The organism is Cellvibrio fibrivorans (assembly GCF_031457055.1).
In the GTDB taxonomy this organism is placed as follows: domain Bacteria; phylum Pseudomonadota; class Gammaproteobacteria; order Pseudomonadales; family Cellvibrionaceae; genus Cellvibrio; species Cellvibrio fibrivorans.
Genome location: NZ_JAVDVX010000001.1, coordinates 1,022,034 through 1,045,317 on the forward strand (window position 1 = coordinate 1,022,034; position 23,284 = coordinate 1,045,317).

Annotated in this window: 19 protein-coding genes; 7 read left to right on the forward strand and 12 right to left on the reverse strand. The window is 48.2% G+C overall.

The genetic code is table 11. The features are described 5' to 3' along the window. Positions 1-21: 21 nt before the first annotated feature. The 6 genes from J2X05_RS04330 to leuA form a co-directional block, all read right to left on the reverse strand. Positions 22-1,287, reverse strand: a complete 1,266-nt coding sequence (locus J2X05_RS04330; RefSeq protein ID WP_310069111.1) for an ABC transporter permease — start codon at positions 1,285-1,287, stop codon at positions 22-24. A gap of 12 nt (positions 1,288-1,299) precedes the next feature. Further along, the gene (locus J2X05_RS04335) at positions 1,300-2,538 is read right to left on the reverse strand and encodes an ABC transporter permease (protein ID WP_310069113.1); all 1,239 of its coding nucleotides are present in this window, start codon (positions 2,536-2,538) and stop codon (positions 1,300-1,302) included. Between the two features lie 23 nt (positions 2,539-2,561). Beyond that, complete coding sequence (locus J2X05_RS04340) at positions 2,562-3,290, reverse strand: ABC transporter ATP-binding protein (RefSeq protein WP_310069114.1); 729 nt, start codon at positions 3,288-3,290, stop codon at positions 2,562-2,564. 205 nt (positions 3,291-3,495) lie between these two features. Then, positions 3,496-4,755, reverse strand: coding sequence for an ABC transporter permease (locus tag J2X05_RS04345; protein WP_310069118.1), 1,260 nt, complete (start codon positions 4,753-4,755; stop codon positions 3,496-3,498). Between the two features lie 11 nt (positions 4,756-4,766). Further along, entirely contained in the window at positions 4,767-6,017 is a 1,251-nt protein-coding gene (locus tag J2X05_RS04350; protein WP_310069121.1) for an ABC transporter permease, read from the reverse strand. A 393-nt stretch (positions 6,018-6,410) separates the two neighbouring features. Then, a complete protein-coding gene (gene leuA, locus J2X05_RS04355) occupies positions 6,411-8,078 on the reverse strand; it encodes a 2-isopropylmalate synthase (RefSeq protein ID WP_310069124.1) in 1,668 nt (555 codons plus the stop codon). A gap of 385 nt (positions 8,079-8,463) precedes the next feature. On the opposite strand from leuA, the gene J2X05_RS04360 reads away from it, so the two are divergent. Then, complete coding sequence (locus J2X05_RS04360; protein WP_310069453.1) at positions 8,464-8,928, forward strand: Lrp/AsnC family transcriptional regulator; 465 nt, start codon at positions 8,464-8,466, stop codon at positions 8,926-8,928. A gap of 325 nt (positions 8,929-9,253) precedes the next feature. On the opposite strand, the gene J2X05_RS04365 is transcribed toward J2X05_RS04360, so the two are convergent. Further along, positions 9,254-9,400, reverse strand: coding sequence for a hypothetical protein (locus tag J2X05_RS04365; protein ID WP_310069125.1), 147 nt, complete (start codon positions 9,398-9,400; stop codon positions 9,254-9,256). 259 nt (positions 9,401-9,659) lie between these two features. Between J2X05_RS04365 and J2X05_RS04370 the strand changes: the two genes are divergently transcribed. After that, entirely contained in the window at positions 9,660-11,825 is a 2,166-nt protein-coding gene (locus tag J2X05_RS04370) for an alpha-amylase family glycosyl hydrolase (RefSeq protein ID WP_310069128.1), read from the forward strand. A 74-nt stretch (positions 11,826-11,899) separates the two neighbouring features. Here J2X05_RS04370 and J2X05_RS04375 read toward each other — a convergent pair whose 3' ends face one another. The 5 genes from J2X05_RS04375 to dnaA all read right to left on the reverse strand — a co-directional run bounded on the left by J2X05_RS04375 (position 11,900) and on the right by dnaA (position 18,656). Then, entirely contained in the window at positions 11,900-12,064 is a 165-nt protein-coding gene (locus J2X05_RS04375; RefSeq protein WP_310069131.1) for a hypothetical protein, read from the reverse strand. 197 nt (positions 12,065-12,261) lie between these two features. Continuing rightward, positions 12,262-14,682 carry a DNA topoisomerase (ATP-hydrolyzing) subunit B gene (gene gyrB / locus J2X05_RS04380; protein WP_310069134.1) on the reverse strand — a complete coding sequence of 807 codons (2,421 nt, stop codon included), beginning with the start codon at positions 14,680-14,682 and terminating at the stop codon, positions 12,262-12,264. A 96-nt stretch (positions 14,683-14,778) separates the two neighbouring features. Continuing rightward, positions 14,779-15,876, reverse strand: coding sequence for a DNA replication/repair protein RecF (gene recF / locus J2X05_RS04385; protein ID WP_310069137.1), 1,098 nt, complete (start codon positions 15,874-15,876; stop codon positions 14,779-14,781). A 33-nt stretch (positions 15,877-15,909) separates the two neighbouring features. Next, positions 15,910-17,013, reverse strand: a complete 1,104-nt coding sequence (dnaN, locus tag J2X05_RS04390) for a DNA polymerase III subunit beta (RefSeq protein ID WP_310069140.1) — start codon at positions 17,011-17,013, stop codon at positions 15,910-15,912. A gap of 83 nt (positions 17,014-17,096) precedes the next feature. Continuing rightward, positions 17,097-18,656: a chromosomal replication initiator protein DnaA gene (gene dnaA / locus J2X05_RS04395; protein ID WP_310069143.1), complete on the reverse strand. Its 1,560-nt coding sequence runs from the start codon at positions 18,654-18,656 to the stop codon at positions 17,097-17,099. 478 nt (positions 18,657-19,134) lie between these two features. On the opposite strand from dnaA, the gene rpmH reads away from it, so the two are divergent. The 5 genes from rpmH to mnmE all read left to right on the forward strand — a co-directional run bounded on the left by rpmH (position 19,135) and on the right by mnmE (position 23,208). Next, positions 19,135-19,272, forward strand: coding sequence for a 50S ribosomal protein L34 (gene rpmH, locus J2X05_RS04400; protein WP_084617888.1), 138 nt, complete (start codon positions 19,135-19,137; stop codon positions 19,270-19,272). A gap of 106 nt (positions 19,273-19,378) precedes the next feature. Then, a complete protein-coding gene (rnpA, locus tag J2X05_RS04405) occupies positions 19,379-19,858 on the forward strand; it encodes a ribonuclease P protein component (RefSeq protein WP_310069146.1) in 480 nt (159 codons plus the stop codon). Between the two features lie 13 nt (positions 19,859-19,871). Continuing rightward, positions 19,872-20,174: a membrane protein insertion efficiency factor YidD gene (gene yidD / locus J2X05_RS04410; protein ID WP_374725246.1), complete on the forward strand. Its 303-nt coding sequence runs from the start codon at positions 19,872-19,874 to the stop codon at positions 20,172-20,174. A 1-nt stretch (position 20,175) separates the two neighbouring features. Continuing rightward, positions 20,176-21,834 carry a membrane protein insertase YidC gene (gene yidC / locus J2X05_RS04415; protein ID WP_310069148.1) on the forward strand — a complete coding sequence of 553 codons (1,659 nt, stop codon included), beginning with the start codon at positions 20,176-20,178 and terminating at the stop codon, positions 21,832-21,834. Positions 21,835-21,843: 9 nt separating this feature from the next. Continuing rightward, entirely contained in the window at positions 21,844-23,208 is a 1,365-nt protein-coding gene (mnmE, locus tag J2X05_RS04420) for a tRNA uridine-5-carboxymethylaminomethyl(34) synthesis GTPase MnmE (RefSeq protein ID WP_310069151.1), read from the forward strand. Positions 23,209-23,284: the final 76 nt, after the last annotated feature.

Here is a 23,284-nt window from a genome sequence, read left to right on the forward strand (position 1 = left end):
ATTGTGTGTTTTAAAAAATGGTTATTCGTCTTGCAAAGCGATTATGGGATTTACCCCGGCCGCTTTGGCCGCAGGCATCAAAGAAGCGAGTAAACCCGATATCACCAACACCACCAACGCGGTAAATGCCGTAGCAAAATCCACTTCTGGTTTACCAAAGAATCCGGCTTTACCGCCACCGGCCTCTAATAATTTTGCGATGCCTTCCAGAATCAACACCCCGATCACTAAACCGAAATAACCAGCGACTGTGGTGATAAACACGGCCTCTTGTACGATCATTCCAGTTATAGATGCAGGAGTTGCACCCAGCGCTTTGCGCAAACCAATTTCGCGGGTACGCTCTTTCACTACAATCAGCATGATATTGCCCACACCAATTGCACCCGCCATGATGGTGCCTATTGCCACCACCCAACTAAATACCTGAATGCCGGTAAACAGGCCTTCAATTTTGTCGAATTCATTTTGTAAATTAAAACTGCCAAATACGCCTACATCTTTAGGGTCAACTTTTTTAAGTTCGGCCAGATATTTTTTAACATCTTCCTCAGCGACGCGTGCATGCAAACCGGGCTTGGGTTGGATAACAAAACTGCCAATCCAGCCCACCTGATTAAAGGCGTAGCGCAAGGTATCGTTGGGAATATAAATTTTTTCCTCTTCTTGCTGTTGGTTGCCATTGGCGAGGGATTTAAAAACACCCACCACTTTAAAACTGATGCCGTTAATGGTGATGTCTGCGCCAATCGGATTTTCACCTTCAGCAAATAATTGCGTGCGCACGCGTGTTCCGATAATGACGGTCTTCCGTTTTTCGCGATCATCAAACTCATTTATGCTACGGCCTTCAATCATCGCCAGCGAGTTGATGTTTTCCATCTTTGCATGTATACCTTCTACGAAGAAAGTCCCGTTTTTATCTTTGTGCACTGCATAGGGTGGTGTACCACTCCAGATGCCGACTGAATTTTGCCCGCGGATAAAACCAACACTGGGCACATTTTTTTCAATCGCGGCCACATCTTCGGGTTTGAACGCAATTTGTCTTCCAATCGGCATGCCTTGATAAGGCAATTGCGTATTGCCCTGTACCCACACCCAGACAATATTGGGCACACGCGGAAAACCTTCATTCACACCGTTTTCCAAACCTTTGCCAGCACCGAGCAATAAGGTGAGCATAAAAATGCCCCAGAACACACCAAACGCGGTCAAGGCGGTGCGTAATTTATGTTGGCCGAGGGTTTTAAAAATCTCTTGCCACTTTTCCGTATCGATAATCATCAGTGGCTCCTGTTAATCCGCACGCATGGCTTCAATGGGCATAATTTTCGCCGCGCGCAGTGCGGGCATTAAGCCCGCTAAAGCACCCACAACCACCAGCAATACAATAGCCGTAATCGCTACCTGAAAATTAATTTCCGGATCTTTAAAGAACGGCAGTTGTGCGCCCGCGGAATTTAAGCCAAACGAAATCAATTCAATTAAGCCCACACCCAATACCAACCCGGCATAACCTGCAATACCAGTGACTAAAATCGATTCAAACAACAGGGTGCCAACAATACTAAAAGGTGTAGCACCCAGCGCCTTGCGGATACCAATTTCACGGGTGCGCTCTTTGACGGTAATAATCATGATATTGCTCACACCGACAATACCTGCCATCAAGGTACCCAAGCCGACAAACCAAATCAGCGCATTGATACCGAAAAATAATCCGTTCACCATTTTTGCCGGTTCCGCCATATTGAATGAGCGAACTGCGCGTTTATCTTCCGGTGATACCGAATGACGGCGCTGCAATAATTCAATAACACTTTTCTCCAAAGCAAAACCATCCAAACCTATTTCTGGCCGCAACCAAATCGAACCGATACGATTGCTCTCACCAAATATTTTCTGGAAAGTGGGCTGCGGAATATAAATGCGCTCTGAATCACGGCCGCGATTGCCTTTATCATAAAAAACGCCAACCACTTTCATCATCACGCCGTTGACGCGCACATCTTTATTTACCGGATCGACGTCCTTGCCAAATAGCCGCTCGGCAACCACACTGCCAATTACCGTAATTTTGCGCAGCTCCTGTTCATCGAGCGGATTTATTTTGCGCCCCAGATTAAATGGAATGCTTTCTTTTACATCGAAATATTCATCGGGCACACCCAAAACCGCAAAGCTCGCATTTTTACGCCCATAAACAATAGACACACCTTCGCGCTGACTTTCGGCGGCAATAAAACGCACGCCGGGAATTTGTTGTTTGATGGCTTCCACATCCTCAAGCGTCAATTGTATTTGCCGACCCAAGCCCATGCCTTTGTAGGCAACAGATGTAGTGCCGGTATAGGCGACGATAAAATCGAGCACATCAGAACCAAAATCCTCATAGACACCATTTTGCATTCCGCGCCCGGCACCGAGCAGCAGAATCAGCATAAAAATACCCCAGAAGACGCCGAAGGCCGTCAGTGCAGTGCGCAATTTGTTCATGCGCAGGGTATAAAGAATTTCTTGCAAACCATCGAGCATGTTGTTTACCCAATCTTATTTTCTTAGCCAAGAATCTCTTCTTCATCCTGATCGGCAATTTCGTCGGCAATATGTGAATGGTGATGCTTGCCGGAAATAATGAGGCCGTCTTTTAAAATAATTTGCCGTTGGGTTTGGTCAGCAATATCCTGTTCGTGCGTGACTATCACAATCGTATTACCCAGCTGATGGACTTCTTTCATCAACGCCATCACTTCCTGTGTAGTTTGGCTGTCTAACGCACCGGTAGGTTCGTCGGCGAGAATGACTTTCGGTTTGGTAACCAATGCACGTGCAATCGCCACACGCTGTTTTTGTCCACCGGATAATTCATTCGGCATATGTTTAGCGCGGCTACTCAAGCCAACCATTTCCAGATATTGATCGGCGCGGTAATTGCGCTCTTTGCGACCAACGCCCTGGTAATAAAGTGGCAGCGCCACATTTTCCGTAGCGTTTTTAAACGGCAATAAATTGAACGACTGGAAAACAAAACCCAATAATTCATTGCGCATTTTTGCAGCAGTTTTTTCTTTGAGGTTTTTGACTTCGCGCCCGGCGAGAAAATAATCTCCGTTATCGTGCGTATCCAGAATACCGAGTATATTGAGCAGGGTTGATTTACCCGAACCCGAGGAACCCATAATCGATACCAACTCGCCTTCGCGGATATGCAGGTCGATGCCTTTTAATACATGCAGTGGCTGTTCGCCAGAATGATAGTATTTATGGATATTCGTTAATTTGATCATGCTCGTTTCCTTTGCTGTGCGCGGTGATTGCACAGGCCAGCTTAATGATTTTTCAAGCGCTTACCGGCTTTTTTACCCGGGCTTAACACTCTGATGACAAGTGTCAGTATTCACTATCCGTAACTGTCACCGTTGGTGACTATCGATAACTCTTGCTAACTTTGATGCACTAATTTGCGGCTTGGATTCAACCGGTTAAAAATATTTATTCGTCTTGCAGTGCAGTGATGGGATTAACCGACGCAGCCTTGATTGCAGGTAGGAGCGCTGCCAATACACCGGTAACCACCAGCACCGCCAGTGCCATCAGCGCAATTTTTATATCGATATAGGGCGCTGAAAACATGCCATCTGCCTGCCCCATTTTTGCCAGTAAAGCGCGAATGCCTTCCAACAGGAACACACCTGCGGCCAAACCAGCGTAACCCGCGATCATGGTAATAATGAGTGACTCGTGAATAATCATTAAACTGATATTTGTCGGTGTCGCACCCATGGCTTTGCGCAGGCCGATTTCGCGGGTGCGCTCTTTCACTACCACCAACATGATATTGCCCACACCGATAACACCCGCGATGATTGTGCCTATGGCCACCATCCAGCTAAAGCCCAAAATTCCCATTACCAAGCCGCGGTTTTGTTGATAGTTCTGTTCCATATTAAAACCACCAATTACACCGCTATCATCCGGGTGAATTTTTTTGCGTTCATACAATAATTTTTTAACGTCGCGCTCCAGATCAAACGCGCTAAATCCCGGCTTGGGCGAAAAGAACAACACCTGGAAAGCATCCGTTTGGTTAAATGCTTGACGCAGGGTTTCATTAGGCAGAAAGATGCGGCTATTAGCCTGTTGGGAGCCATCAGGTTCGTTGGATTTGTAAATCCCAACTACTTTGAATTTAACACCGCCGATATCAATCGACTCGCCAATCGGATTAATGCCGCTTTTAAATAACACTTCTTTTACCCGTGTTCCTATCACCGCGATTTTTCGTTTTTCTTTTTCATCCAATGGATTGATATACCGGCCTTCAAGCAATTTAATAAATTCAAATGGCTCCCAACCGGCATGGGTTCCCGCCACCGAAAATGAACCGCTCTCTTTGCCATAGACAATATATTGCGCTGCGCCAAAATTGCCGAGATTGTTTTTACCATCGACCAGATTAACTGCCGGAATAGATTGGCGAATCGCCTCTACATCTTCCGGAGTAAACTTGATCGCGCGGCCTTTGCCCAAACCTTCAAATGCCAGTTGGGTCGTATTGGATGGCCAAAAAATAACAACACTTTTTGCATCGCCAAAAATATTTTCAATTTTGGTTCCAAAACCAGTGCCAAACCCTAAGAGAATGACAAGCATAAAAATGCCCCAGAAAACACCAAAGGCAGTTAAGCCGGTGCGTAATTTCTGTTTACGTAAGCTGATAATAATTTCTTGCCACTTATCCCAATCAAACATAACGAATTCCTTTATTCGGCCTTCATGGCTTCAGTGGGTGTGATGCGCGCTGCACGCAAGGCGGGCATTAACCCGGCAATAACACCGGCACTGATCAACAGCAGCAGTGAACTGACTGCAACACCCATATCAATTTCTGGCTGGCGAAAAAAGGGTAACTCAACATTCATTTTGGTCAGCAACGCCGAAACACCTTCAAGAATGGCCACGCCCAGTACCAAGCCACTGTAACCAGCAATACCGGTCACCAGAACAGATTCAAATAATAAACTGCCGACAATCGATGCGGGATTTGCACCCAGCGCTTTGCGAATACCAATTTCACGGGTGCGCTCTTTGACGGTGATAATCATGATGTTGCTGACGCCGACAATCCCCGCGAGCAAAGTGCCAATGCCCACTAACCAGATAAACATATTCAAGCCAGCGAACATGGCATTGAGTTCAGCGGCATCGCGCGCTTTGTTGCTGACTTCAATCGCGCGCACATCATCTGGCGCAATTTTGTGGCGCTGTTTCAGCAGGACCATGATTTCTTCTTCGAGTTTTATCGCATCGACCCCGGGCTTTGGTCGCACGGTGATCAAATCTACCCGCTGCCCACCGCCAAACGCTTTTTTAAATGCGGTCACGGGAATATAAACACGTTCGGACATCCGCCCTTGGTTGCCCTTATCAAAAAACAATCCCGTCACTTTGAATGAAATACCATTGATTTGAATTTCTTTGCCGATGGCCTCTGCATGGGTCGTAAATAACCGTTCGCTCACCCGTGTGCCTATCACCACCACTTTGCGGTTGTTATCTTCATCCAGACGATTTAACCGGCGGCCATCATCAAAGCGCACTTTTTCTTTGATATTGAAATACTGGTCGGCCACACCCAACACACCAAAGCTGCCGGACTTGGGGCCATAGGTGACCGAGACATCGGAGTTGATAAAGGAGCCGAGCGGATTTTCGCTGGAGAGAAAACGGACCCCGGGAATTTGCTGACGGATCGCAGCCATATCGCGTTCGTTGAGTTCGATCTGGCGGCCAACCGGCAACCCCAGGTAAGGAACAGAGGTGGTACTGGGAAATATCCAGATGGAATCGGCAACATCGTTACTCCAACCATCGGCAAAGGCTTTTTCCATCCCCCGCCCGGCACCGAGCAGCAGGATCAACATAAGGATGCCCCAGAAGACACCAAAGGCCGTCAGCCCGGTGCGCAGTTTGTTCTGGCGCAACGTGTAAAGGATTTCTTGCAGGCTATCCATATGATTTCCCAATCGAGTGGCGGTGAGTGCGCAGGAGCTTGTCAGGTTTGACGCGCCCTTCATCCTGTTGGATTCACTTCCCCAAATATTATTTGCGGCAGACTTATATGCCGCGCGAGTAAGAACGGCAAATTAACACAGAGTTCGCTATCTGGGTATTTTTGACTATCAGCGGTGCCAGACGATTATCAACGGAGGCTATGGCTTACCAAAGGTAAAAACCCCCGGCAGCTACCGCTACCGGGGTTAAGAAGAAAACCAGATTCCCAGGTTGGGGGGGTATGGGAATATGATTTTCTCGATTGATTGGATGCAGCATTGTTGTTTTTGGATTCAAAAAAAACGCAGCCAATTTTCACCGGCAGCGCTTTTCGAATTTTATGGCAGAGATTATTAACTAACCGCCCCACTGCGATTCACACCATTAATCAGCGCTTTTACTGCTGAAGTAATAATGTTGCGATCCTGCCCTACACCGTAAACCGGTTTGCCATTTTTCACTTTGATTTCTACATAAGTGACCGCAGCAACATCCGAGCCTTCGCCCACTGAGTGTTCGTGGTAGTCAATCACGCTCACTTCGCCGTCGATAAATTGGCTGATTGCGTGAGCGGCTGCATCGATGGGGCCGTTACCGCTGCCGCTGATTTGCACGGTTTTATCCTGGTGTTGCGCGTGAATAACAATATCAACCTGATGCGTATCGTCCTGCTCGCTGAATTTGCTCGATTGATAAGTTATGGGTGTAGTTACGGATAAATATTCATCGTTAAAAATTTTCACAATGTCTGAAGCTTTCACTTCTTTGCCAGTGCTATCACTCACCTTTTGCACGGCGCCGCTGAATTCAATTTGCAAGCGCCGTGGCAATTGCAACCCGGCTTCTTGTTGCAACAAGAAACTCACACCACCTTTGCCCGATTGCGCATTGACACGCACAACCGCATCGTAACTGCGATTCAAATCGGCCGGATCAATTGGCAAATAAGGGACTTCCCATAAAGCATCTTTTTTCTGTACCGCGAAACCTTTTTTGATCGCGTCTTGATGCGAACCAGAGAAAGCTGTAAATACTAATTCACCCGCATAAGGATGACGTGGATGCACCGGCAATTGCGTGCACTCTTCATGCAATTTACGAATGCGGTCGATATCAGAAAAATCCAAACCGGGGTTAACGCCTTGCGAGTACAAATTCATCGCCAAGGTTACCAAACACACATTGCCTGTGCGCTCGCCATTGCCGAACAAACAACCTTCAATCCGATCGGCACCGGCCATCACTGCTAACTCTGCAGCTGCCACTGCAGTACCGCGGTCATTGTGCGGATGCACGCTGATAACAATAGAATCGCGGCGATTGATATTGCGATGAATCCATTCGATTTGATCGGCGTAAGTATTCGGCGTATTCATCTCTACCGTTGCAGGCAAATTCATAATCAATTTCTTTTGCGGCGATGGATTCCAGATTTCCACTACTGCATCGCATACGTCTTTTACCAACTCGATTTCAGTCGATGAAAAAACTTCCGGCGAGTATTGGAAAGTCCAATCCACTTCCGGTGCTTTTGCAGTTAATTCTTTGCACCATTTGGTGCCTTGTATCGCGATATTTTTTACGCCTGCTTCATCCGTGTTGTACACAATTTTGCGGAACGCGGGTGCGAGTGGATTGTACATATGCAAAATCGCACGCTTGGCGCCGCGCAAACTTTCAACGGTTTTCTCGATCAAGTCGTAACGCGCCTGTACCAATACTTCGATGGCGACATCGTCGGGAATTAAATTTTCTTCAATCAATTGGCGAGTGAAGTTGTAATCAATTTCACTGGCGGAGGGAAACCCGATTTCGATTTCCTTAAAGCCAATCGCCACCAATTCTTTAAATATACGCAATTTGGTGGCAACGGACATAGGGTCGATCAGCGCCTGATTGCCATCGCGCAGGTCGGTGCTCATCCAGATCGGCGGTTTTTCAATGTGCTTATTCGGCCATTGGCGGTCGGGTAAGGAGACGCCGACAAAACGCTGGTATTTGCTGGATGGGTTGGAAAGCATGATCGACTCCGGAATTTTGTGCCTGGGCTAAAAATCAACAGCTGTATGAAGAGATGTATGGAGAACCTCTGACTAATCCGCCGGGTGAGCAATTATCCAGAGGTTCCCATGAGCTGTAGTAATTCTTGTGGTTTTGGTTGATTAAGCCTGGTCTGGATTGGCAGCTGAGGGTTATCGGCTACCGGTTCCCTGATGTGCGGTCGCACTGACAGGAACCCCGCACCGGCACGGATAGCGCACGGCTTTTATCAACATGTGTTTAGTATAGGCAGGCATGATTGGCAGATGATTGCGAAGCTTGTGTTAATATCGACAATAGAACAATATTATTGCTTAAAAGTACTTTTAAGTGAAATTTAATATCGATCAATTGAGATTTTCCGCTATGGAACTCGACCGCTATGACCGTTTGATACTGGAAGCCTTGCAGCGCAATGGTCGCATCTCCAACCAGGAATTGGCCGACAGCATCAGCCTTTCACCCTCCCCCTGTTTGCGCCGGGTGCGCGCGCTGGAGGAATCGGGGTTGATCGATGGTTATGTCGCCCTGCTCAACGCCCGCAAACTCGGGCTGACTCTGGTGTCGTTTATCCAGATCAGCATGGATAAACACACACCCGACCGGTTTGATTTGTTTGAAAAAACAGTGAGTGCTTATCCCGAAGTATTGGAGTGCCATTTGATTACCGGGCAGTCGGCCGATTACTTATTGAAGGTGATCGTAAAAGATATGGATGCCTATCAACAGTTTTTGCTGCAAAAACTCACGCGGATTGAAGGTGTGAGCGGGGTGCACTCGTCGTTCGTGTTGAAATCACCGATTGATAAAACCTCGTTGCCAGTGGGGTAGTTATTACTTCTATTAGTTTTTTCATTTTTACTATTTTCTATTTGCATACGTATTCATCAACTGCATACGTATGCAGTTTGTTGTCTTGCCACAATCCCACCGACTAGTCTTGCTTGGTGTTTTTCCTTGCACATACTCCTGTCATTACCGCAGGCCATAACAACAATAATGCTTTATAGATTCTTTGCCATCTAGGCGCCCGAATTTTTAGTTTCCCTGTTTTTCTTTTTATTTTTATTTTTCTATGCAGTTAATTCCTGACGGTGTGGCTCAGGGATGTGGTTTTTATGCGTTGAGCCATTAACCATAACAATAATTTTTAGACTCAAACACCCGAGGTTTTTATGAATATCCCGCTCAAGCTGGTTGCAGCAGGTGCACTGCTGGCCAGCAATCTTTGCCATGCCGATTGATATTTTCGCGGCACACCCAATAATTGGGCAACCACCGCACTGACGTCAGTCAGCAGCACGGAATTTTCCACCTGCCAAACATTTGGTGCGGTCAGTACCAATCCACGTTTTAAAATTGATCGCACCGGCAACTGGAGTGAAAGTTATCCCGCTAACGATTACAGAGTTGCTGCTAATCAGTCATACAAAATTACGTTTAATTCGAACAGCAAAAATATCGCACTCCAATCCGTTAGCAGTTGCGATTCGATTGGGTTTACCAAGAATTTTTCTGCACTGAATTTTCGCGGGACGGCGAATGGATGGTCAACAACACCCATGAATTTGGTGGCCAATAACATCTGGTCAACACAAATTGTATTGGACGGGCAAGCCAGCCAGCGCTTTAAATTTGATACCGCGACTAACTGGGCGGTGAATTACGGCGATAGCAACGGCGATGGAATTTTGAATCAAAATGGCAGCGATATTTTCACTAACTTGGTGGGCACTTATCGCGTACAGGTAAATGACGCAACGCTTGCGTATACGCTGACACCCGTCACTACCTCTGTCTCTTCCAGTAATGTTTCCAGCAGTACAAGCAGCATAAAATCTTCTGTAAGTTCGTCTTTGGTTTTATCGTCAACTTCATCTTCGGTTTCTTCAATACATTCCAGCGGCGCTAATAGCAGCGCAACGAGTTCTATCGCCGGGATTGTGAATGGCGATTTCCGCAAGGAGACAATTTACTTTTTACTCACTGCGCGTTTTTACGATGGCGATGCGAGCAACAATTATTACAACCGCGACCGTTACAAAGCGGGCGATCCACATTGGCGCGGCGACTTTAAAGGCCTGATTCAAAAGTTGGATTACATCAAGGATCTCGGCTTTACCGCCATCTGGGTTACGCCGCCGGTAGAGAACCGCTCTGGCCTGGATTATCACGGCTATCACGCCTACGACTTTTACAAAGTTGACCCGCGTTTGGAATCTCCCGATGCCAGCTACAAAAACTTCATCGATGCAGCCCATTCCAAAGGTTTGAAAGTGATCCAGGATGTGGTGATCAACCACTCGAGCCAATATGGTTTGCGCAATGCGGTCTGGATCGATCATCTGCCAATCAAATACTACGTACCAGCTGGCGGGGTGCAAGGGAACATCGTTAACGGACCTTATCTCGGCAATTTAGGCGATTATAAAAGCACTTTCCGCGACGATAACGATAATCCGGTCGCTCCCCAGTGGTTCAAGGAGCGCCACACTAGCGATTCAGCGGGGATAACCCCACTAGTTGACCCCAAAACCGGTGTGACTGTGCCTAAAGCGGGTTATGACGCCAATCGCTTCTTCGGTATAGATGCCACTAGCCTCGACCCCAACTGGTATCACCTGGATGGCTTTATGTCGGGCGGCGATTGGGAGAGCCCACTCGCGCTGCAGCGCAAACATATGGCGGGCGACACTATCGACCTGGCCACCGGGCGCCAAAATGTAAAAGACTACCTCAACGGCGCTATGAAAATGTATCTGGATATGGGCGTGGATGCTATTCGCCTGGACACCGTGAAACACATCGAGCGCAATGAGTTGCTCAGTTACGTCAATACTTGGAAAGCGCATAAACCCGGTCTGTTTGTATTCGGTGAGAATCTGGTGAAAGGTACCGGCTTTGGCTCGGAAATCGCCAACGATAACGCCAGCGCAGTGATCCGCCCCTGGTGGTATACGCGCACCACCAGTAACCCGGCCGACCCACGCGCGGGCGGCGATTCAGGTTTCTCGGTACTGGATTTCTCGGTCTTCTCCACCTTCCGCGATAACGTTACCCGCGGCAACTTCGGCGGTATTGGTGGGGTGATGGCGATGGACTGGGTCTACGGCGACGCCACCCAGTTAGTGACCTTCTTCCAGAACCACGATGTCGGCCCGGACAACGATTTTAAATATCGCTACGGCGGCGAGATGGGCAACGCGGCTATGGTCTACAACCTGCTTTGGACCAACCGCGGCATCCCCACTCTTTATTACGGCGAAGAGATTATGTTCCAGGGCGGCCTGCCACAGGATATCGCCGGCAACAGCGATACTATAGACCAGACTGGCCGCGCTTATTTCGGTCCCCATCTGGACAATCTGGCAACCACCCAAAGCCATCCGCTCTATCAGCACATAAAACGCCTTAACCAGATCCGCAGCGCCATTCCCGCGCTACAAAAAGCGCCCAGTACACAGGTTAGCGAATGGGGTGCAGGTATGAGTTTTGTACGCGATTTGTCGTCTGAGGGAAGTTATGTGGTGGTGGGGTTGGCATCCAGCAGTAGCCAGTCAATTACTGTCAATGGTGTTAAGAATGGCACCTATCGCGATGCGGTGACCGGTACTAGCATCAACGTCACCAACGGCACTATCAGCTTTAGTGTGGCCAGCTATTCGGCGGGGATTTATGTGTTGAATGGTATCGGTAAGATAGGTACTAACGGGACTTTCTTGAGATAAACACCTCTTGCGCTAAATAGTAGTTTCTCGCAGGCAAAATAAAGGGGCTTGTTAGCCCCTTTATTGTTGATCGATTATTTTGCCGCTTTACGTTCACGGCGGTCGCCCCGACGACGTTCGTGAGGTACATCCTGTGGAATACCTTCACGGTATTGGCGCCGGTCTTGGCGCTGACGCTCTTCAAGTGCATCTTCAATCTGGGTTAATAATACCTTGGGAGTTTTTTTATCGGTCGTCATCAAAGTCATCTCGCTACGCAGTTAATCTCATCAAAACCACTCACTACGGCCTGAGTATAGACCAGCAAAAATCGAAAATTTGTGAATTTGACGACAATTTTTATTTCATTTCTGAATATAAAAAGCCGAATTCGCAAAAATTCGGCCTTCTTTTTCATATATTTTATTAACTATTAATTAATAAATTTTAATAGTTTTTAAATATCAAGGTTTGCCACCGCGAGTGCATTGGTCTCGATAAATTCACGGCGTGGTTCCACGTTATCACCCATTAGACAGGTGAAGATCTGGTCGGCGGCAATCGCGTCCTGGATAGTCACTCGCAGCATACGGCGGGTTTCCGGATTCATAGTGGTATCCCACAATTGCTCCGGGTTCATCTCGCCAAGACCTTTATAGCGCTGGATGTTGTAGCCTTTGCGCGACTCTTTCATCAGCCATTCAAGGCCTTCAGCAAACTTGAACAGCGGTTGTTTGCGCTCGCCGCGCTGGATATAGGCACCCTCTTCAATCAGGCTCTCCAGCTTCTCGCCCAGTGAAACGATCGATGCGTATTCGCCTGAGGCAAAAAAATCATGATTAAACGGATAAGGAGTTGCAATGCCGTGAGCAGTGATTTCAACCTGCGGCATAAACAAGTGGCGCTCGGTATCTTCACGCACAGTAATGATGTAGCGCTGGCTGCCGGCGCGCGCATCGATACTGAAATGCGCGGCCATTTGGTCACACCACTGCTGCATATGGCCTTGGTCAGCCAAATGCTCAGGGCGGACTGCCGGTAAGTAGATCATCTTTTCCAATACATCAGCCGGGTAGAGACGCGACAAGCGATCGATAGTGGCCATCACTTTGCGGTATTCATACACCAGCTTTTCCAAGGCTTCGCCGGCGATAGGTGGCGCACTTGGATTGACGTAAAGACTCGCATCTTCAAGCGCTGCCTGAGTCAGGAACTCGGTCATCGCTGCTTCATCTTTCAGATACTGTTCTTGCTTGCCTTTGGCAATTTTGTACAGCGGTGGCTGGGCGATGTAGATGTGGCCACGCTCAATCAGCTCGCGCATTTGACGGAAGAAGAAGGTTAGCAACAAGGTGCGGATGTGTGAACCGTCCACGTCGGCGTCGGTCATGATAATGATGCTGTGGTAGCGCAGTTTTTCCGGGTTGTAATCCTCTTTACCGATACCGCAACCGAGTGCGGTAATCAGGGTGCCCACTTCCGCACTGGATAACATCTTATCGAAACGGGCTTTTTCCACGTTAAGGATCTTACCCTTGAGCGGCAGGATCGCCTGGGTCTTGCGCGCGCGACCTTGTTTAGCTGAGCCACCCGCAGAGTCTCCCTCTACCAGGTAGAGTTCGGAAAGCGCTGGATCTTTTTCCTGACAATCGGCCAGCTTGCCGGGCAGACCGGCGATATCCAGCGCACCTTTGCGGCGAGTCATCTCACGCGCTTTACGCGCGGCTTCGCGGGCGCGGGCGGCATCAATCATCTTACCCACAATCGCTTTAGCTTCTTGGGGATTTTCCAGCAGGTAAGCGCCGAAGTGCTCGTTCATCTCTTGTTCTACAGCAGTTTTCACTTCAGAAGAAACGAGTTTGTCTTTAGTTTGGCTGGAGAATTTAGGATCAGGTACTTTTACCGAGATAATCGCGGTCAGACCTTCGCGGGCATCATCACCGGTAGTGGCGACTTTAGCGTTTTTAGCAATGCCTTCTTTCTCAATATAGGTGTTCAAACCGCGGGTTAGCGCGGCGCGGAAACCGGCCAAGTGGGTACCGCCGTCGCGCTGCGGAATGTTATTGGTGTAGCAGAACAGGTTTTCCTGGAAGGAATCATTCCACTGCAGCGCTACTTCCACACCTATACCATCATCGCGCTTGAGCGATACAAAGTGCACCATCTTATTAATGGTGGTTTTGTTCTTGTTTAAATGGTCTACGAATGCGCGCAAACCACCTTCGTATTGGTAAACCTCTTCCTTACCACTGCGCTCGTCTTTCAAGACAATACGCACACCCGAGTTCAGGAACGAGAGCTCGCGCAGGCGTTTGGCCAGCAATTCGAAGTGGAATTCAATATTGGTAAAGGTGGCGGCAGAGGGTTTGAAGTGGATTTCAGTCCCGGTGGTGCTCGAATCGCCTACTACTTTGAGCGCTTCATCGGGTACACCGTGGCGATAGATCTGCTCGTGGATCTTGCCACCGCGACGGATCGTCAGCTTCAGGTATTCAGACAGGGCATTTACTACCGATACACCCACGCCGTGCAGGCCGCCGGATACCTTGTAGGTATTGTCATCAAACTTACCGCCCGCATGGAGTACTGTCATGATTACTTCAGCGGCTGATACTCCTTCTTCGTGCATCTCGGTAGGAATACCGCGGCCGTTGTCAGAGACAGAGACTGTTTCATCGGGGTGGATAACCACGCGCACCTCATCACAGTGACCAGCGAGCGCTTCATCGATAGAGTTATCGACCACTTCAAACACCATATGATGCAAGCCTGAGCCATCATCTGTGTCACCAATGTACATCCCTGGGCGCTTACGCACCGCATCCAAGCCCTTAAGGACTTTAATACTGGACGAGTCGTAAACATTCTCTTCTGACATAGCATTTCTCCGCTTTTTTGTTCAGTAGCAGCTTGGATAAACAAGCTGTGCATAATCTCTTTTTAGGTAATATCTCTTTCGATAATAACCAGGTAATTAACTCACCTCGGTCACCCTACCCTGTTCCACGTGGAACATTTTTGGGGTTATTTTCGTCTTGTCGCGCCAGCTGGATGCCAGGGTTTCTGGCTCTACCCCGGTAATAAATACCTGGGTGCCCATGGTATCCAACCAATGAACCAATAGAGCACGGTGTTTTTCATCTAACTCTGCAGGTAAATCATCTACTAAATAAATCGATTTACGCCCTGTTATCCGCGTAAATACATAGCCTTGGGCAATTTTGAGCGCACAGACTAGCAGCTTTTGTTGGCCACGCGAGAGGACTTCTGCGGCATCCAAACCATTCACCGTTATTTTTAAATCAGCCCTATGGCTACCCAAGTGGGTAAAACCCTGGCGCTTATCCCGTTCAAAACTCGCATTGAGCACATCGGCATAGGTTTTATCTTTATCCCAACCGCGATAGTAGCCAAGGGCAATACCATCAATATTGATAAATTCCTTTAACAATTCGGCAAAGGTTTCCTGAAACTGCGCCATACATTGGGTGCGAAACTCATGGATTATATCGGTTAAACCGACTAATTCTTTGTCCCAAGTGGCCAATTCAAAGGGGTCTATTCTATCACGGCGCAAGAGGCTATTGCGGTGTTTCAGGCAGCGCTGGATAGCTTTCCACGCCGGGAAAAAATTAGGTTCCACGTGAAACACTAACCAATCAATAAATTGTCGCCTGACTTTTGGGCTGCCTTCCAATAATAAAAAAGTATCGGAGTTAATCACTTGCACTGGTAAGTAAGCCGCAAGATCTGCGGCCGATGGTACAAGTACACCATTGGCCTTAAAACTAGCGTCACCATCCAGACTTCGGCTTATTCCAATTGGAACTTCAGAACCATCGTCTGCATGGACGCGGCCAAACACGGTAAATGACTGATGCTGGTGATTGATCAGGGGTTTATGTTTATGGCTACGGAAGGATCGACCGAGAGCGAGCAGATTTATGGCTTCTAGAATACTGGTTTTGCCAGAGCCATTTTCGCCATAGATAAGATTCACCTGCAACGAAGGAGCAATATCAACTCCTTCCAGATTGCGCAGGTTTTGGATAAGCAGGCGTTTTAAGGTCATACGACCAGCGAGACAGGAACTACCAATGCGCCATTACAGGCGCATCGGCATAACTACGTAGAGGGAATCGCTATTTTCGGGTTCTTCCAACAGGGCGCTGGAGTTGGCATCCGAGAGGGTGATCTTCACATTTTCATTGCTGATGACGTTGGTAACATCCTGCAGATAACTCACATTAAAGCCTACTTCAAGCGATTCACCCGTGTAATCCACAGTGACCTGCTCTTCTGCTTCTTCCTGCTCGGGGTTGTTGGCCACTATAGTCAGGGTGCCGTCCGACAATAACAGGCGCACACCACGATACTTTTCATTCGACAAAATCGCTGTGCGGCCAAACGCTTGTTTCAATTCCAGACGTGAACCTATCACGACTTTATTACCACCACGCGGCAATACCCGCTCGTACTCGGGGAACTTGCCATCAACCAATTTTGAGGTGAAGGTGTAATCCATAGAAGTGACGCGAATATGGTTGGAGCTGAGTACCACTTCCACTTGCGCACTGGAATCATCCAGCAAGCGTGATAATTCCAACACACCTTTGCGCGGCAAGATTGCCTGGATAACATCGCTGGTATTAACCGCTACTATGCGGGTACACATGGCCATACGGTGACCGTCGGTAGCCACTACACGCAATTGATCCTGGCGAACTTCCCACAACATACCGTTCAGGTAATAGCGTACATCTTGCTGTGCCATGGCAAAGGCAGTTCGTTCAATAAGACGTTTAACTTCTTGCTGGGCACAGCTGAAACGCAGGTTGCCGGGTGTGTCTTCCACATTGGGGAAATCTGCCGCCGGTAAAGTAGAGAGGGTAAACCGGCTGCGGCCAGACTTGACCATAATTCGGCTCTCTTCCAGAAAAAACTCAATATTGCTACCATCAGGCAGGGATTTGCAGATATCTAGCAGCTTACGTGCAGGAACTGTGATATCACCCGACACACCCGCTTGCTCCAGCGTAATACGCCCGACAATCTCAACTTCCAGATCAGTACCAGTGAGCGAGAGTTGATCGCCGTTGAGCTGGATCAACACATTGGACAACACCGGCAGCGTTTGACGACGCTCCACCACACCAGCTACCAGTTGTAAGGGTTTGAGCAGGGCTTCGCGGGATACGGCAAATTTCATGTGATGGTCTCTTAAGTAATCTTCCAGGACTTATGGTGTTTTTATCGCTACGGGATGATGCACAAAACAACAACGTTTATAAATCAAGTTGTCAGGGAACGCAGCAAGTTTTTCATATCTTCGCGGATATCTGCGGTCTCTTCCTGTAAATCCTTAATCTTGCGGCACGCGTGCAATACCGTGGTATGGTCGCGGCCGCCGAATGCTTCGCCAATTTCCGGCAAGCTGTGGTTGGTCAATTCTTTCGCCAAGGCCATCGCCACTTGGCGCGGGCGCGCCACTGAACGACTGCGACGCTTGGAAATCATATCGTTCATTTTGATTTTGTAGTATTCACATACCACGCGCTGGATATTGTCGATACCGACCTGTTTATCCTGCAGGGCTAACAAATCTTTTAAAGCTTCGCGCACCAGTTCGACATCAATTGGACGGCCGGTAAAATTGGCGCTGGCGATGACGCGTTTTAAGGCGCCTTCCAGGTCGCGCACATTGGCGCGAATACGCTGAGCGATAAAAAAGGCAGCTTCGTGCGGTAAATCAATATTCACCTGCTCGGCCTTTTTCATCAAAATTGCCACCCGCGTTTCCAACTCTGGCGGTTCTACCGCCACGGTCAGACCCCAACCAAAGCGGGATTTTAATCGCTCTTCCAACCCATTGATTTCTTTCGGGAAACGATCACATGTCAGAATGATCTGGCGGCCCCCTTCCAACAGGGAGTTGAAGGTGTGAAAAAACTCTTCCTGCGAACGCTCCTTACCAGCAAAAAATTGGATATCGTCAATCAGCAGCGCATCCATCGAACGGTAGTATCGTTTGAAATCATTTATCGCATTCAACTGCAGCGCCTTTACCATATCGGCAACAAACCGCTCGGAATGCAAGTAAACCACTTTCGCATTAGGGTTGCGCGCCACCATGGCGTTGCCGACAGCTTGCATCAAATGGGTTTTCCCCAAGCCAACTCCACCATATATAAAGAGAGGGTTGTAGGCACCGCCCGGATTTTCCGCCACTTGGCGCGCGGCGGCCAAACCTAGCTGGTTGGACTTTCCTTCGACAAAGGTAGCGAAAGTAGATGACACATTTAAATAGTTGCTGTGCTTAAGGCCGCCTTCAACTTCCAACTCGGGCGTTACACGAGTGCTATCAAAACCAGTTTCTAGAAGAATATCGCGTGACTTTGTGTCGTATTCAATGATTTTAGACGGAGATTTCGCCCTATTCGACGAATTTGAATAGCTATCACTATTAACTTCCTGCACCACACCTTGACTACCAAACGCGAGATTGTCCTCCTTCATATCAACTGAAGCTGGAGCTAAAGCAGCGGATTCATAGCTGGGCACCGAGCGCTGGTTTACCGGGTTCGCTTGAAAACCTGCTGCCGGTCGCGGCGCAACACCCACCGCCACCAGCAGGTTATTGTCCTGATGGTAGTGACTGGCCAGTTCGCGGATACGATTGAGAAATTTTTCTGTGACCCAGTCGCAAATAAATCGATTGGGTGCTAGCAAGCGCAATTCTTGGGGAGAGGCTGATTCATCAATTTGCAATGGCCGAATCCAGGTATTGAACTGCTGTGAAGGCAATTCATCCTGCAGGCTGGCGGCACATAATTTCCAAATCGATTGCAGCAAAACCAAAACTCCCGAAACGCCAATTGCGGTTATTGTTCATTGATGTGTTGATAAACAGAGATAAAGACTGAGGCCCGCTACTATTTGATGAATTCTGGATAGGATTAAACCCAGATTTATACGGGGGAGCTAAGTCTACTCCCGCCCCCCAGAGTTATCCACAACAAAAGTCAAAATTAATTTGAACGGGCTAAAATTTAGCCATTAAAATTCAATTAGTTACACCATATCAACCAGCTTATAACAGAGCCCCGCGGGGCGGCAAAAAGAATGAATAAAACGACAAACCTGTGGATAAACCTGTGAATAATATATGAATTAACTGGGGGAAAACTGGTAGAAAATGTGCACAGCTCAATTTGCCACTTTTTGTAGATTATTTGCTCAAAATAATTTGCTTTAGACAGTGGCATTCATTAGAATCCCGCCTCTTTTCGCACGCCGTGTGAATTAACTCAGGATTTTTAACAGGTTTATCATGAAAAGAACATTCCAACCCAGCAATCTAAAACGCGTTCGTAACCACGGCTTTCGTGCTCGTATGGCTACCAAAGGTGGTCGTTTGGTATTGGCTCGTCGTCGCGCCAAAGGCCGTGCCGAGCTGACTCGCGTTTAATCGTTCGCGCTTCTTGGTTCACTAGCAGTTTGTTGAAATTTGTTATTGGCAAACGTGAGACAAAGTAGTCGATAACGGTCATTCCCAGACTATTTTTAGCGCACTTATGCCAGCCAAAATAGAATTTCAACAGTCTGCTAGTTCGAATCAACCCCAAAGCGATGTCCGCTTTGGTCCAGGTTCCAACTCCGCTTCTTTTTGTTTTACCAAATCCCTGCGTTTACTCTGCGCCGCTGATTTCAAACCCGTGTTTGATGACGCTCCTTTTCGCGCTTCGCATCAGTATTTTTTGATCCTCGCCCGCCTCAACCAACAGACCCAGCCGCGTTTGGGTTTAGTGATGGCCAAAAAACACATGAAGTTGGCAGTGGAACGCAACCGCATGAAACGCTTGATCCGCGAAAGTTTTCGCCTGCAGCAGCAGGAGTTAGCCGGGTTGGATATTGTGGTGCTGTCACGCAAGGGGATGGATAGCCTGTCCAATAGCGAATTTAGCCAGCAATTAAATCAACAATGGCAGCGAATTTTCAAAAAAGTGCGCCATCATCGGTTAACATCGCAGGCGCAAAATCAAGGGGCAGAGTAAAAGGTCAATGCAGATGCTAAAGCGACTGATCAATAACGGCCATTCCGGCCTGATCTGGCTGGCAGTCAAACTACTGCACGGATATCGCTATTTTTTAAGCCCCTGGATTGGCAACCAATGCCGCTTTTATCCCAGCTGCTCACATTACTCGGAAGAAGCAATTGTGCGGCATGGATTTTTTACAGGGTCTTATCTAACCCTGCGACGCCTACTAAAATGCCATCCCTGGCATGAAGGTGGCCTGGATCCGGTACCGGAATTGAACAAGACCTGTTGTTCTTCTATTCACTCACACACTACTGATGGCAGTCATTAAGATGGATTGGCAAAAAAACCTATTAATTGCAGCAATTCTCGCTACCTTATTGATGTTGGTTATTCGCTGGCATGAATATCAGGAACAGCTACCCACACAAACACCGGTAGCCACCCAAACCACCACTAACACGGGTTCAATCCCCGCAGCGACGGCTATCAACAGTGATATTCCAGTTGCTGCTAATAGTCTGTCTGAAGCAGAAAAAACTACTTTGGCTGCAAACCAACTGATTAACGTGAAAACAGACAGTTTTGATCTGGTCATAAATCCTCTGGGTGGCGACATTGTGCAGCTTGCACTTCCACGTCACTTTCTCAAACTGGACACTCCCGACCAACCTTTTGTGTTGCTCGATAATCGCGACAACCACACTTATCTGGCACAAAGCGGTTTGATTGGCACCAACGGAACCGATACCGCCCAAGGTCGCCCACTGTTTAGCAGTGAGAAAAATGAATACATCCTGGCCGATGGTGAAAAGCAGTTGGTCGTTGACCTAGTATTGCAACAGGGCGAAGTCAAGATCACCAAGCGCTACACCTTTACCCGTGGCGATTACCTGATCAATGTTGAATACCTGATCGATAACAAAAGCGCCAATCCCTGGTCAGCACAGCTTTACGGCCAGATCAAACGCGATAGCCAAAACTTTGTAAAAGTCAGCGCTTTGGAAATGAACCCTTTCCTGGGTGCCGCAATTACCACCGCGGAAGAAAAGTACAAAAAAATCACCTTTGCCGATATGGCTGAAAAAGAAGAAAAAGTGGGCGTTCAAGGTGGTTGGGTGGCGATGGTACAGCACTACTTTATCAGTGCCTGGATTCCCGATGCCGACAGTCAAAATACCTATCATTTGCGCAAGTTAGGCGACAATGACCTTTATTTGATGGGTTTTACCGGCAAGGTTAATGAAGTTGCTCCGGGAACCCAAGCTAGTATCTCAGCCGGTTTTTACGCAGGACCCAAAGACACCGAGCGTCTGGAACAAATCTCCCCCTACCTCGACCTGACCGTAGACTACGGCTGGCTCTGGTGGGTAGCCAAACCGCTGTTCTTTGTTCTTAAGTGGATTCACGGTTTAGTAGGCAACTGGGGCTTGGCCATTATTGGTTTGACCCTGATTGTAAAAGCCTTGTTCTTCAAACTTTCGGCAACCAGCTATAAATCCATGGCGAAAATGCGCAAGTTAGCGCCGAAAATGGCTGAATTGAAAGAACGTCTTGGCGATGACCGCCAGAAGTTCTCGCAAGAAATGATGAAAATGTATAAAACCGAAAAGGTAAATCCTTTTGGTGGTTGCTTACCGCTGCTGATCCAGATGCCGGTATTCCTCGCTCTTTATTATGTGTTGATGGAATCGGTAGAACTGCGTCATTCACCGTTCTTCGGTTGGATCTTCGATCTCTCGGTAAAAGACCCCTACTTTGTGCTGCCAGTTATTTACGGTATCACCATGTATTTTATGCAGAAGCTCAACCCACAGCCGACTGATCCTATGCAAGCGCGCATCATGCAGATGCTGCCGTTGATCTTTACCTTTATGTTCCTTTGGTTCCCGGCTGGGCTGGTACTTTACTGGGTGACTAACAACACCTTGTCGATTATCCAACAGTACATCATTACCAAACAAATCGACGCCGAACCCGCCGCTAAATAAGTTAACGCTATGATCATTACCGACACCATCGCCGCCATCGCCACCGCCACTGGCCGCGGTGGTGTCGGTATAGTCCGCATCTCCGGAGCCAAAGCCCGTCTGGTTGCCGAACAACTGCTTAACATCCAACTCCAACCGCGCCACGCCCATTATTGCGATTTCAAAAACCGCGCTGGCGATGTGCTCGACCAAGGCATAGCCCTATTTTTCCCAGGCCCCAACTCTTTTACCGGTGAGGATGTCCTTGAACTCCAGGGCCACGGCGGGCCAGTTATTCTTGACTTACTCCTGCGCGAAATCACCCAGCTCGGTATCCGCCTCGCCCGTCCGGGTGAGTTTTCCGAGCGCGCATTTTTAAATGACAAACTCGACCTCGCCCAGGCCGAAGCTATTGCTGACCTGATCGATGCCACCAGCGAACAAGCGGCACGCAATGCTTTGCACTCACTGCAAGGTGCGTTTTCCAAACGTATCCATGAACTGGTTGAAGCCTTGATTCACTTGCGAATTTACGTTGAAGCATCAATTGACTTCCCCGAAGAAGAGATCGACTTTTTAAGTGACGGCAAAGTTGCGCGCGATCTGGATAACATCATCGGAAAACTGGAGCAGGTATTTAAAGAAGCGCGTCAAGGTGTGTTAGTGCGCGACGGTATGCGCGTGGTGATTGCCGGCCGCCCTAATGCCGGAAAATCCAGTTTGCTTAACGCACTGAGTGGACGTGAGTCAGCCATTGTCACCAGTATTGAAGGCACTACCCGAGATGTATTGCGCGAACATATCCATATTGATGGCATGCCGTTGCATATTATTGATACCGCCGGCTTACGCGACAGCCCGGATGAAGTTGAACAGATCGGCATCCAACGCGCCTGGCAGGAGATCCAACAAGCCGACCGGGTGCTGTTATTAGTCGATAGCCGCCAAAGTCAGCTGACTAAGCCTAACGAAATATGGCCTGAGTTTGTCGAAAAACTGCAAGATCCCAGCAAAATCACTCTGGTTCGCAACAAAATTGATCTTAGCGCTGAAGCAGCTGGATTGTTTCACTCAACATCGAATGACCTATATATAGGTATTAGTGCTGCAACCGGTGCCGGGATTGATGATCTAAAAAACCATCTGAAAACCATTATGGGTTTTAGCGGCAGTGGTGAAGGAGGATTTACCGCCCGCCGCCGCCACCTGGATGCACTTGAACGCGCACAATTGTTCCTCGCTTCCGGCAAAACCCAGCTGCAAGGTTATGCCGCCGGCGAATTGCTGGCTGAAGATTTACGCCAGGCGCAATACTCGCTCAATGAGATAACCGGCGAATTTACCCCGGATGATTTACTTGGGCGCATCTTCAGCAATTTTTGTATCGGCAAATAACCTATTATCCAGTCGCCTGTTTCCACTCAAATCCGCCTTGTGTGAACCCCTGCCAACAATGCCTTAGCGCTATGTC

Bases quoted from the DNA above. Each gene is read 5' to 3' on its own strand.
- recF (WP_310069137.1), bottom strand. From the start codon at position 15,876: ATGACCTTAAAACGCCTGCTTATCCAAAACCTGCGCAATCTGGAAGGA.
- J2X05_RS04345 (WP_310069118.1), bottom strand. From the start codon at position 4,755: ATGTTTGATTGGGATAAGTGGCAAGAAATTATTATCAGCTTACGTAAA.
- leuA (WP_310069124.1), bottom strand. From the start codon at position 8,078: ATGCTTTCCAACCCATCCAGCAAATACCAGCGTTTTGTCGGCGTCTCC.
- J2X05_RS04370 (WP_310069128.1), top strand. From the start codon at position 9,660: ATGAATTTGGTGGCCAATAACATCTGGTCAACACAAATTGTATTGGAC.
- J2X05_RS04360 (WP_310069453.1), top strand. From the start codon at position 8,464: ATGGAACTCGACCGCTATGACCGTTTGATACTGGAAGCCTTGCAGCGC.
- dnaN (WP_310069140.1), bottom strand. From the start codon at position 17,013: ATGAAATTTGCCGTATCCCGCGAAGCCCTGCTCAAACCCTTACAACTG.
- J2X05_RS04350 (WP_310069121.1), bottom strand. From the start codon at position 6,017: ATGGATAGCCTGCAAGAAATCCTTTACACGTTGCGCCAGAACAAACTG.
- J2X05_RS04335 (WP_310069113.1), bottom strand. From the start codon at position 2,538: ATGCTCGATGGTTTGCAAGAAATTCTTTATACCCTGCGCATGAACAAA.
- J2X05_RS04330 (WP_310069111.1), bottom strand. From the start codon at position 1,287: ATGATTATCGATACGGAAAAGTGGCAAGAGATTTTTAAAACCCTCGGC.
- yidC (WP_310069148.1), top strand. From the start codon at position 20,176: ATGGATTGGCAAAAAAACCTATTAATTGCAGCAATTCTCGCTACCTTA.
- gyrB (WP_310069134.1), bottom strand. From the start codon at position 14,682: ATGTCAGAAGAGAATGTTTACGACTCGTCCAGTATTAAAGTCCTTAAG.
- rpmH (WP_084617888.1), top strand. From the start codon at position 19,135: ATGAAAAGAACATTCCAACCCAGCAATCTAAAACGCGTTCGTAACCAC.
- J2X05_RS04340 (WP_310069114.1), bottom strand. From the start codon at position 3,290: ATGATCAAATTAACGAATATCCATAAATACTATCATTCTGGCGAACAG.
- J2X05_RS04375 (WP_310069131.1), bottom strand. From the start codon at position 12,064: ATGACGACCGATAAAAAAACTCCCAAGGTATTATTAACCCAGATTGAA.
- yidD (WP_374725246.1), top strand. From the start codon at position 19,872: ATGCTAAAGCGACTGATCAATAACGGCCATTCCGGCCTGATCTGGCTG.
- rnpA (WP_310069146.1), top strand. From the start codon at position 19,379: ATGCCAGCCAAAATAGAATTTCAACAGTCTGCTAGTTCGAATCAACCC.
- mnmE (WP_310069151.1), top strand. From the start codon at position 21,844: ATGATCATTACCGACACCATCGCCGCCATCGCCACCGCCACTGGCCGC.